The sequence below is a fragment of the Kitasatospora sp. NPDC086791 genome (genome assembly GCF_040685975.1).
Lineage (GTDB): Bacteria > Actinomycetota > Actinomycetes > Streptomycetales > Streptomycetaceae > Kitasatospora.
Genome location: NZ_JBFBOC010000044.1, coordinates 1 through 10,974 on the forward strand (window position 1 = coordinate 1; position 10,974 = coordinate 10,974).

A 10,974-nucleotide genomic window follows, 5' to 3' on the forward strand; every position below is an offset into this window, starting at 1 on the left:
AAACAAAACAGGTGGGGTCCGGGCGCCCCCGCCCGCCCGCACCCCTCAATCGGGACGTTAGATCAGGCTCCTCAGCCGACCGCCTCGACGCTCTCACCGGGCGGGCGTCCGCTCACTCGTTCGGACTCAAGAGCGGTCTGCAGGATCACCACCGCGGCGGCCTGGTCGACCACCGAGCGGCCCTTCTTCGCCTTGACCCCCGAGGCGCGCAGCCCGTGGGTCGCCGTGACGGTCGACATCCTCTCGTCCACCAGCCGCACCGGCACCGGGTAGAGCCGGTTGGCCAGCCGCGCCGCGTACCCGCGGACCTTCTCCGCCGCCGGGCCCTCCTTGCCGCTCAGCGAGCGCGGCAGCCCGACGATCACCTCCATCGCGTCGTACTCCTCGACGATGGCGGCGATCCTGGCCTGCGACTTCACCCCGGCCGGGACGGTCTCCACGGGCGTGGCGAGCACCCCGTCGGGGTCGCAGGACGCGACCCCGATCCGGGCGTCACCGACGTCGACGGCGATCCGCCGCCCGCGCCGGAAGGGCCTCTCCTCCTGCTCCATCAGCTGGCGCGCTCCGCGACCAGACCGCGCACCGCGGCGATGGCCTCGTCGACCGCGGCCGGGTTGGAGCCGCCGCCCTGGGCGACGTCGTCCTTGCCGCCACCGCCGCCGCCGAGGGTCTTGGCGGCGGTCCGGACCAGCTCGCCGGCCTTGATGCCGCGGCCGCGGGCGTCCTCGTTGGTGGCGATCACGGTCAGCGGGCGGCCGCCCGCCACGGTGAAGGCGGCCACCACGGCCGGGCGCGAGCCGAGGCGGCCGCGCACGTCCAGGACCAGCTTGCGCAGCTCGTCCGCGCCCACGCCGTCGGCGACCTGCGCGGCGACCACGGCGATGCCGTGCACGTCCTCGGCCGAGTCGGCCAGGCCCGCCGCGGCGGCCAGCACCTTCTCGGCGCGGAAGCGCTCGATCTCCTTCTCGGCGTCCTTGAGCTTGGCGAGCATGCCCGAGATCTTCTCCGGCAGCTCCTCCGGGCGGCCCTTGACCAGCTCGGTGAGCTGGGCGACCACGGTGTGCTCACGGGCCAGGAACTTGTACGCGTCGACGCCGACCAGCGCCTCCACGCGGCGCACGCCGGAGCCGATCGAGGACTCGCCGAGCAGCTTCACCAGGCCCAGCTGGGCGGTGTTGCCGACGTGCGTGCCACCGCACAGCTCCTTGGAGAAGTCGCCGATGGAGACGACCCGGACCTCGTCGCCGTACTTCTCGCCGAACATCGCGATGGCGCCGGCCTTGCGGGCCTGGTCCATCGTCATGACCTCGGCGGTGACGTCGAGCTCGCGGCCCAGCACGTCGTTGATCTTCTGCTCGACGTCGACCAGCACGCTGCCCGGGACGGCGGCGGGCGAGCCGAAGTCGAAGCGGAAGCGGCCGGGGGCGTTCTCGGAGCCGGCCTGGGCGGCCGTCGGGCCGAGCGCGTCGCGCAGCGCCTGATGGGTCAGGTGGGTCGCCGAGTGGGCGCGGGCGATCGAGCGGCGGCGCTCGATGTCGATCGTGGCGTACGCCGAGGCGCCCAGCACGACCTCGCCGAACAGCACGCCGCCCGAGTGCACGACGACGCCCGGGACGGGCTGCTGCACGTCGCGGATCTCCACCACCGCGCCGGACTCCAGCCGGATCCGGCCGTGGTCGGCGAGCTGGCCGCCGCCCTCGGCGTAGAACGGCGTGCGGTCGAGGATCAGCTCGATCTCGTCGCCCTCGGAGGCGGCCGGCGCGGGGACGCCGTCCACCAGCAGGCCGACCACGGTGGCCTCGCCCTCGGTGAGGGTGTAGCCGGTGAAGACGCTCGCGCCGGACTTGTCGGCGACCTCGCGGTACGCGGCGACGTCGGCGTGGCCCATCTTCTTCGCCTTGGCGTCCGCCTTGGCGCGGTCCCGCTGCTCCTGCATCAGGCGGCGGAAGCCGGCCTCGTCGACCTGGAGGCCCTGCTCCTCGGCCATCTCCAGGGTGAGGTCGATCGGGAAGCCGTAGGTGTCGTGCAGCTTGAACGCCTGCTCGCCGGAGAGCACCACGCCACCGGACTGCTTGGTGTCGGTGACCGCGGCGTCCAGCAGGTTGGTGCCCGCCTTCAGCGTCTGCAGGAAGGCCGCCTCCTCGCCGACGACGACCGTCTCGACGCGCTTGCGGTCGGCCTCCAGCTCGGGGTACTGCGGCGCCATCGCCTTGATCGCGACGTCGATGAGCTCCTTGGCCACCGGCTCGGTGGCGCCCAGCAGGCGCATGTTGCGGATGGCACGGCGCAGGATGCGCCGCAGCACGTAGCCGCGGCCCTCGTTGCCGGGGGTGACGCCGTCGCCGACCAGCATCAGCGCGGTGCGGATGTGGTCGGTGACCACGCGCAGCGAGACGTCCGACTTGTGGTCGGCACCGTAGGTGTGGCCGGTGAGCTCGGCGGCGCGGTCGAGGATCATCCGGCTGGTGTCGATCTCGAAGAGGTTGTCGACGCCCTGCAGGATCGCGGCGAGGCGCTCCAGGCCGAGGCCGGTGTCGATGTTCTTGCTCGGCAGGTCGCCGAGGATCTCGAAGCCGTCCTTGCCGTCGCCGTGGCCGCGCTCGTACTGCATGAAGACCAGGTTCCAGATCTCCAGGTAGCGCTCGCCGTTGACGGCCGGGCCGCCCTCCTCGCCGTAGGCGGGGCCGCGGTCGTAGTTGATCTCCGAGCACGGGCCGCACGGGCCGGGGACGCCCATCGACCAGAAGTTGTCCTTCATGCCGAGGCGCTGGATCCGCTCGGACGGGACGCCGATGACCTCACGCCAGATCTGCTCGGCCTCGTCGTCGTCCTGGTAGACGGTGATCCAGAGCTTCTCCTCCTCCAGGCCGTAGCCACCGTCCGCGACGGGCGTGGTGAGCAGCTCCCACGCGAACTTGATGGCTCCTTCCTTGAAGTAGTCGCCGAAGGAGAAGTTGCCGCACATCTGGAAGAAGGAGCCGTGCCGGGTGGTCTTCCCGACCTCCTCGATGTCCAGGGTGCGCACGCACTTCTGGACGCTGGTGGCGCGCGAGAACTGCGGCTTGACCTCGCCCAGGAAGTAGGGCTTGAACGGCACCATGCCGGCGTTGACGAGCAGCAGGGTGGGGTCGTCGGCGACCAGGGACGCCGACGGAACGACGGTGTGGCCGCGCTCCTCGAAGAAGCGCAGCCAGCGGCGGCGGATCTCAGCCGACTCCATTAGTGGTCCTTCCGGTTCGGGGTGCCGCCCCGCGGCGGCAGGGCGCGGCGGGGCGTTTCTTCAGTGGTCCGGGGGGTGGTGCGGGCACTGCGGGCGGGGGGCAGGGCGGCGGCCGGGCTGCCGGGCGCCGCCGAGATAGCTCGGTACTGCGGCTCGCCCCGCAGCACTCGCCGCTCGCGCCGGGGTTCGACGACGGCGGTGCCGCGCAGACCGAGGTCGTCCTTCAGCTGCTCCTCGCGCTCGGCCATGCCGGCCCGCACGTCCTGCGCGAACTGCTTGGCCAGGTCCCCCAGGTGCAGCGCGCCGCGCGCGGCGGTGCCGGAGAGGCTGTCCGGGGTGAGCCGGTGCACGGCCTCGTTGGCCTTGTTCATGGCCCAGACGGTGGCGCCGGCGCCGACCGCCATCCAGAAGATGCGTCGCACCATGCCGTCAGCCCCTCACCGCTCGCCGGACCCTGGAGAGCAGACCGCCCCGGGGGGCGGTCGCGGCGCGCACCTCGGCCCGGACCAGCCGGGCCAGTTCCTCGCGCTCGCCGGTCTGCAGCGGCACGGAGGGCAGGGTGCCCTGCTGCTTGGCGACGGCCTTGCGGACGCCGTAGCTGAAGGCCGCGACCTTCACCAGCGGTCCGCCCAGGGTGGCGGCCACGGTGGAGGAGAGCGCGTTGGCGTTGGCGGCGGCGTCCTGCACGTTGGCGGTGATCTCGTCCACCCGCTCCAGCTGCTCGTTGGCGCTGCGCACCGCGGCGCCCGCGTCGGTCAGCAGGGGCACGGCCTGCTCGGTGACCGCGGAGACCAGGACGGTGGCCTCCTTCAGCACCCGCGAGAGGCGGACCAGCACGACGGCGAGCAGGGTGACCAGGACCGCCCAGAAGACGGCGACGAGCAATCCGGCCAGCTCTCCCACGGACACCTTTGCGCGCTCCCTCGCCTTGCTGTTCTCCAGACGGAACCCTATCGCGCCCACACCCGCTTTCCGGACCGGGTTGTCGCTCCGGCGATCCGACCGGGTGTGCGATCCGCGCGCGTAACCTACCCGCTGGTCACCTCGTTCTGCCGGGCGGGCCGTCGCGCGGACGGCCCGAGCACGCCCGGACCGCGACGGTCCGGCCTGGGAGACGGGGAGCAGCGCTTGGCCGGCGACTGGAGAGCACAGCCCGGGGAGCCCGCGGCGGGGCCGCGCGAGCCGGAGCACGGCCGGCTCCCGGCCGAGGTGACCGGCTTCGTCGGGCGACGGCGGGAGCTGGCCGAACTGGCGGACCTGCTGACCGCCGCCCGGCTGGTGACGGTGACCGGCCCGGGCGGGGTGGGCAAGAGCCGGCTGGCGCTGCGCGCGGCGGCCCGCGCGGGCGGCGTCTTCCCGGACGGCGCCTGGCTGGTGGAGGTGGCCCCGGTGCAGGACCCGCTGCTGCTCGGCCACGCCCTCCTGGAGGCCCTGCGGCTGACCGACGGCACCGCCCGTCCGCCGCTGGACGTGCTGACCGAGCGACTGGCCGGCCGGCGCCTGCTGCTGGTGCTGGACGGCTGCGAGCACCTGGTGGAGGCCTGCGCCGAGCTGGCCGACGCGCTGCTGCGGGCGCTGCCGGGCCTGCGGCTACTGGCCACCAGCCGCACCGCGCTGCGGGCCTCCGGCGAGCACCTGCTGACCCTCGCGCCGCTGCCGGTCGGCCCGCTGCCCACGGGTCCGCCGCCGGTCGGCCCCCCGGCGCCCGGCGCGCTGCCGGACGCGGTGCGGCTGTTCGCCGACCGGGCCCGCGCGGTGCTGCCGTCCTTCGAGGTGACCGAGGCCAACGCGGAGGCGGTCGGCCTGCTCTGCCGCCGGTTGGACGGCATCCCGCTGGCCCTGGAGCTGGCGGCCGGGCGGCTGCGGGCGCTGTCGGTGGAGCAGATCACCGCCCGCCTGGACGACCGCTTCCGGCTGCTCACCGGCGGCTCCCGGACGGCCCTGCCCCGGCACCGGACGCTGCGGACGACGATCGGCTGGAGCCATGAGCTCTGCTCGGTGCAGGAACGTTTGCTCTGGGCCCGCCTGTCGGTCTTCGCCGGCGGTTTCGACCTGGAGGCCGCCGAGTACGTCTGCGCCGGCGAGGGCATCGAGCCCGAGGACGTGCTGGACCTGGTCGACGAGCTGGTCGCCAAGTCCGTGGTGCTCCGCGAGGACAGCGCCTTCGGCGTCCGCTTCCGCCTGCTGGACACCCTGCGCGAGTACGGCGGCCACTGGCTGCGCGCCACCGGCGAGGAGCCGCGGCTGCTGCGCCGCCACCGGGACTGGTACCTGGGCGTCGCCACCTGGGGCGAGGTCGAGTGGTTCGGCCCCCGGCAGGCGGAGACCGCCGAGCGCACCGAGCTGGCCCACCCCAACCTCCGTGCGGCGCTGGAGTTCTGCCTCGCCGAGCCCGGCGAGGAGCAGCTCGCCCTGCTGCTGGCCGGCACGCTCTGGTTCTACTGGGTCGGCTGCGGCCACCTCGGCGAGGGCCGGCACTGGCTGGACCGCGCGCTCGCCCTCGACCGCGCACCGACCGAGGCCCGCGCCAAGGCGCTCTGGGTGACCGGCTACACGGCCACCCTGCAGGGGGACCTGGAAGCCGCCCGGCCGGTCCTGGAGGAGTGCCGTCGCCAGGCCCTGGACACCGGCGACGACCGGGCCCTCGCCTACGCCGTCCACCGCCAGGGCTGCGCCGCGCTGATCGGCGACGACCCGGACCGCGCCGCCGAGCTGTTCGAGGAGGCGCTCTGGCACTACCGGACCATCGGCGAGCTCAACAGCAACGTGGTGATGGCCATGCTGGAGCTGGGCCTGGCCCACCTCTTCCAGGGCGACCCGGACAGCGGCGAGCTCTGGTTCGGCCAGGCCCGCGAGCTGTGCGAGGAGCACGGCGAGCAGTGGGCGTACGCGTACGTGCTGTACGCGACGGCGTACTCGCACTGGCTGGACGGCGCCGTCCAGCCGGCCCGCGCGCTGGCCCGGGAGTGCGTCCGGCTGAACCACCTGTTCCACGACCTGCTCGGCATCGTGCTGGGGATCGACCTGCTGGCGCTGCTGGAGACCGAGCCGACCGGCCCGGGCGAGCCGGGCGACCTGCGCGAGGCCCGGGTGCTGCAGGGCGCCGCGCACCGGATCTGGCGCACGGTCGGCACCCCGTTCCTCGGCTCGCGGAACTTCTTCGGCACCCACCAGGAGTGCGCCGAGCGGGCCCGGGCCGGGCTGGCCGTGCAGGAGTACCGGGAGAGCTATGAGGCCGGCAGCCGGCTGGACCTGGACGAGGCCGTCTCCCGGGCGCTAGGCGGCGGGGGCTCGGCGGACGGTCCGGAGCCGGGCGCGGGGCCCTGTTCGGTGCCGCCCGCGCCGGCCCTCTCGCCGGTCCCGAAGAGCTGAGGTCCGCGCCGGAATAGTGGATCCTTGCCCATTGCTTGAGGAGGCAAGGATCCATCCGGAAGGAGCACCATGGCCGTCCACAACGCCGCCGACGAGTACCGCATGGCGAAGTTCCACTTCGAGTCCAAGGCGTACACCGATGCCGCCCGCATGCTCGAAGGCGTGCTGGCCGAGGAGCCGGCCAACCTCTCGGTCCGCCTGCTGCTCGCCCGCAGCTACTACCACTCCGCCCAACTCGGCCGCGCCGAGGCGGAGTTGCACCGGATCCTGGCGGCGGACCCGGCCGAGGACTACGCCCGGACGATGCTCGGCCGCACCCTGGAGCGCCAGGGCCGGGCCGAGGAGGCCCGCCCGCACCTGCGGCTGGCCGCCGCGATGACCGGCGAGGTCGTCTGAGCGCCGCGCGGGCGTCCGCGCACCCGAAACGCCGGGAGCGCCGGGAGCGCACCCGGAGAAGGGGCGAGCCCCCGCCGCCTCGGAAGGCGACGGGGGCTCGCTGGTGGTCACGCGAAGAGCGGAACCACTCGCGGGTCAGCGCGAGTAGTACTCGACGACGAGCTGCTCGTCACAGATCACCGGGACCTCCTTGCGCTGCGGCGCACGGTCCAGGCGGAAGGCCAGGGCCTTCAGGTTGACCTCGAGGTACTTCGGGGTCTGGCCCTCACCCGCGTAGCCACCCTCACGGGCGACCTGGAAGGGGACCTTCTCCTTGCTGCGCTCGCGGACGGTCACCACGAAGCCCGGCTTCATCTGGTACGACGGCTTGTTGACCTTGCCACCGTTGACCTCGATGTGGCCGTGGACGACCATCTGGCGGGCCTGGTAGATGGTGCGGGCGATGCCCGAACGCAGGACCAGGGAGTCCAGACGGGTCTCCAGCTCGGCGACGAGCGCCTCACCGGTCTTGCCCTCGGCCTTCTTCGCGCGGTCGAACGCGCGCGCCATCTGCTTCTCGCTCAGGTCGTACTGGGCGCGCAGACGCTGCTTCTCGAGCAGACGGACCTTGTAGTCCGAGTTCTGCTTGCGGCCACGGCCGTGCTGGCCGGGCGGGTACGGGCGGGCCTCGAAGTACTTGACGGACTTCGGGGTCAGCGGCACGCCGAGCGCACGCGCGATCTTGACCTTGGGACGCTTCTGGTTCGCCATGAACCAAACCTTCCTTGCTTACGAATACGGCTTCCACCAGGTGTTGACGGAGGTCGCACGTCGCGACCCGGAGAAAACCCCGCCGCCTGCGCGATGGGATCAGCCGCTCTCCGGAGCCGGGCACGAGAGTGCTTGTCACACGGACGGACCGGAATCCGGGCCACCCGCGACACCGAAACGGTGCGCGACGCTCCTGGTGCGGGCCCCTCGGAAGGGGCCTACCGCCGATGCCCCGCTGGTGCGGCCGGTCGGTGGGGTCTCCCCCGCCGCCGTCCCGGGACATGGCACTCCGACCGAGTATACCCGCCGATCACTCGCCCTTTTGCCCGGGCTGCCGCTCGGGCTCCCGCTCCGGCTGCTGCTCGCTCCGCCGCTCCCCGCGCAGCCGCCCCCGGGTCCAGTCCACGACGTCCGCGTACCGGGCCTCACCGCCGCGCCGGGTCGGCCGGTAGTACTCCCTGCCGTGCACCGCGTCCGGCGCGTACTGCTGGGTGGCGATGCCCTCCGGCAGGTCGTGCGGGTACTGGTAGCCCTTGCCGTGGCCGAGCTTGCCCGCGCCGCCGTAGTGCGCGTCCCGCAGGTGTGCCGGCACCGCGCCCGCCAGGCCCTGCCGGACGTCCGCCAGCGCCGCGTCGATCGCCAGGTAGGCCGCGTTCGACTTCGGGGCCAGGGCCAGCGCGATCGCCGCCTGGGAGAGGATGATCCGCGCCTCCGGGAAGCCGATCAGCGCCACCGCCTGGGCGGCCGCCACCGCCGTCTGCAGCGCCGTCGGGTCCGCCAGGCCGACGTCCTCGCTGGCCGAGATCATCAGCCGGCGGGCGATGAACCGCGGGTCCTCGCCGGCCTCGATCATCCGGGCCAGGTAGTGCAGGGTCGCGTCCACGTCGCTGCCCCGGATCGACTTGATCAGCGCGCTCGCCACGTCGTAGTGCTGGTCGCCGTCCTTGTCGTAGCGCACCGCCGCCTGGTTGACCGCCGTCTCCGTGGTGGCCAGCGTGATGCTCGGCTCGCCCTTCTCCAGCGCCGCCCCGGCCGCCGCCTCCAGCGTGGTGAGCGCCCGCCGGGCGTCGCCGCCGGCCAGCCGCACCAGGTGGTCCTCGGCCTCCCCGGTCAGCTCCAGCGCGCCCTCCAGGCCGCGCTCGTCGGCCACCGCGCGGCGCAGCAGCGCACGGACGTCCTCGTCGGTCAGCGACTCCAGGGTGAGCAGCAGCGAGCGGGACAGCAGCGGGGAGATCACCGAGAAGTACGGGTTCTCGGTGGTCGCCGCGATCAGGGTGACCCAGCGGTTCTCCACGGCCGGCAGCAGCGAGTCCTGCTGGGCCTTGGAGAAGCGGTGGATCTCGTCCAGGAAGAGCACCGTCTCCCGGCCGGACATCCCGACCGCCCGCCGGGCGCCGTCGATCACCGCCCGGACCTCCTTGACCCCGGCGGTGATCGCGGACAGCTCGACGAAGCGCCCCTCGACGGCCTGGCTGATCACGTGCGCCAGGGTGGTCTTCCCGGTGCCGGGCGGCCCCCAGAGGATCACCGAGCTGGTGGCCGCCGGCCCGCGCGAGCCGCCGACCAGCCGCCGCAGCGGCGAGCCGGGCTTCAGCAGCTGCCGCTGCCCGGCCACCTCGTCCAGGGTGCGCGGTCGCATCCGTACGGCCAGGGGCGCCCGCCCGGGCTCCTTGGCCTGGCGTTCCTCGGCGGCGGCGGTGAAGAGGTCCGGTTCGTCCACACCGGAAGCCTATGCGAGGGCTCGGACACCGAGCCCGGCCCGCGGCCCCGGCCCCCGACCGACGGGGTCCGGCCGACGCGCTAGTCGAGCCCGGCCGCGTGGTCCGGAACGTACTTCTGCAGGTCGCGCGGGGGCCGCCGGTAGCCGCGCGAGGCCGGGCGGGGCGGCAGCTCGATCTGCGGCGCCTTGATCTCGTGGTACGGCACGGTGGAGAGCAGGTGGGCGATCATGTTGATCCGGGCCCGGCGCTTGTCGTCGCTCTCCACCACGTGCCAGGGCGAGTCCGGGATGTCGGTGTGGATGAACATCTCGTCCTTGGCCCGCGAGTACTCCTCCCAGCGGGTGATCGACTCGACGTCCATCGGGGAGAGCTTCCAGCGCTTCATCGGGTCCCCCAGCCGGGCCCGGAAGCGCCGCTCCTGCTCGGTGTCGCTCACCGAGAACCAGTACTTGCGCAGCAGGATGCCCGCCTCGATCAGCATCCGCTCGAAGGTCGGGCACTGGTGCAGGAACTGCCAGTACTCCTCGTCGGTGCAGAAGCCCATCACCCGCTCCACCCCGGCGCGGTTGTACCAGCTTCGGTCGAACAGCACGATCTCCCCGGCCGCCGGCAGGTGTTCGACGTACCGCTGGAAGTACCACTGGGTCTTCTGCCGCTCGGTCGGCGAGGGCAACGCCGCGACCCGGGCGATGCGCGGGTGCAGGTACTCCGTCACCCGCTTGATCGCCCCGCCCTTGCCCGCGGCGTCACGCCCCTCGAAGACCACCACCAGTCGGGCGCCCTCGACCCGCACCCACTCCTGGAGCTTCACCAGCTCCTGCTGCAACCGCAGCAGCTCCCGCTCGTACGGCCTCTTCGCCAGTTGTTCCGGCTTCGCGGTCCGCTGCTCCTCGGCCACCCTCTGATCCTCCGTCCGACCGGCGCTGATGCACACTCACCGTAGGCGCAGCACGGCGAATTCGCAGACCGGAACGGAGCGGGAGGGAACGGAAAGGGACAGCAGGAGACGAAACGGAACCGGAACCGACACGGAACGGACGCGGACCGACGGTCTAGACCGCCACGAAGGGCTCGGGGTAGCGGCAGAGCCCGCGCGGCCCGCCGTCGTACGCCGCCAGCGGCAGCGCCTGGAAGTAGGCCTCCGGCACCTCGAAGGGGCCGACCACCTCGTGCCGCCCGGCCGGCCCGAAGCCGAACCGCGCGTAGTACTCCGGATCGCCGAGGACGACCACGAGCTTCTCCCCCGCGTCCTCGGCCGCCGACAGCGCGGCCCGGACGACGAGCTCGCCGACGCCCCTGCGCTGCCACTCGGGCGCCACCGCGACCGGCGCGAGCGCCACCGCGTCGCCGTCCCCGACCCGGAGCCGGGTCAGCAGCGCGTGGCCGATCACCAGCCCGGTCGCGTCGACCGCGACCACGGACAACCCGGGCAGCCAGGCGGGATCGCGGCGCAGCGCGTCCACCAGGTCCGCCTCGTCCGGGCCGGGGAACGCGGCCATGTGGACGCGTCTGGTC

General features: G+C 73.2%; 10 protein-coding genes. 2 read left to right on the forward strand and 8 right to left on the reverse strand.

The window, feature by feature from the left end; all coding sequences use genetic code 11:
• Window positions 1–71: 71 nt before the first annotated feature.
• The 4 genes from ruvX to AB0Q99_RS31855 are packed head-to-tail and all read right to left on the reverse strand — an operon-like array spanning window position 72 to window position 4,129.
• The gene (ruvX, locus tag AB0Q99_RS31840) at window positions 72–551 is read right to left on the reverse strand and encodes a Holliday junction resolvase RuvX (protein ID WP_360266355.1); all 480 of its coding nucleotides are present in this window, start codon (window positions 549–551) and stop codon (window positions 72–74) included.
• The gene (gene alaS / locus AB0Q99_RS31845; protein WP_363577316.1) at window positions 551–3,220 is read right to left on the reverse strand and encodes an alanine--tRNA ligase; all 2,670 of its coding nucleotides are present in this window, start codon (window positions 3,218–3,220) and stop codon (window positions 551–553) included. The genes ruvX and alaS overlap by 1 nt, the downstream gene beginning before the upstream one ends.
• On the reverse strand, window positions 3,220–3,645 hold the full coding sequence (locus AB0Q99_RS31850) for a DUF6167 family protein (RefSeq protein WP_363577317.1): 426 nt from the start codon (window positions 3,643–3,645) through the stop codon (window positions 3,220–3,222). Before AB0Q99_RS31850 ends, alaS begins: the two co-directional genes overlap by 1 nt.
• A gap of 4 nt (window positions 3,646–3,649) precedes the next feature.
• Window positions 3,650–4,129 (reverse strand): DUF948 domain-containing protein, encoded by a 480-nt coding sequence (locus AB0Q99_RS31855; RefSeq protein ID WP_363577319.1) that lies wholly within the window; start codon window positions 4,127–4,129, stop codon window positions 3,650–3,652.
• 219 nt (window positions 4,130–4,348) lie between these two features.
• On the opposite strand from AB0Q99_RS31855, the gene AB0Q99_RS31860 reads away from it, so the two are divergent.
• Window positions 4,349–6,592, forward strand: coding sequence for an AAA family ATPase (locus AB0Q99_RS31860; RefSeq protein ID WP_363577321.1), 2,244 nt, complete (start codon window positions 4,349–4,351; stop codon window positions 6,590–6,592).
• Window positions 6,593–6,661: 69 nt separating this feature from the next.
• Window positions 6,662–6,988 (forward strand): tetratricopeptide repeat protein, encoded by a 327-nt coding sequence (locus AB0Q99_RS31865; protein WP_363577323.1) that lies wholly within the window; start codon window positions 6,662–6,664, stop codon window positions 6,986–6,988.
• Between the two features lie 135 nt (window positions 6,989–7,123).
• Here AB0Q99_RS31865 and rpsD read toward each other — a convergent pair whose 3' ends face one another.
• The 4 genes from rpsD to AB0Q99_RS31885 form a co-directional block, all read right to left on the reverse strand.
• Window positions 7,124–7,738, reverse strand: coding sequence for a 30S ribosomal protein S4 (gene rpsD, locus AB0Q99_RS31870; RefSeq protein ID WP_063346792.1), 615 nt, complete (start codon window positions 7,736–7,738; stop codon window positions 7,124–7,126).
• A 310-nt stretch (window positions 7,739–8,048) separates the two neighbouring features.
• Complete coding sequence (locus AB0Q99_RS31875) at window positions 8,049–9,458, reverse strand: replication-associated recombination protein A (RefSeq protein WP_363577325.1); 1,410 nt, start codon at window positions 9,456–9,458, stop codon at window positions 8,049–8,051.
• An 80-nt stretch (window positions 9,459–9,538) separates the two neighbouring features.
• Window positions 9,539–10,357, reverse strand: coding sequence for a polyphosphate kinase 2 (ppk2, locus tag AB0Q99_RS31880; protein ID WP_363577327.1), 819 nt, complete (start codon window positions 10,355–10,357; stop codon window positions 9,539–9,541).
• 154 nt (window positions 10,358–10,511) lie between these two features.
• On the reverse strand, window positions 10,512–10,958 hold the full coding sequence (locus AB0Q99_RS31885; RefSeq protein ID WP_363577329.1) for an N-acetyltransferase: 447 nt from the start codon (window positions 10,956–10,958) through the stop codon (window positions 10,512–10,514).
• Between the last annotated feature and the right edge of the window lie 16 nt (window positions 10,959–10,974).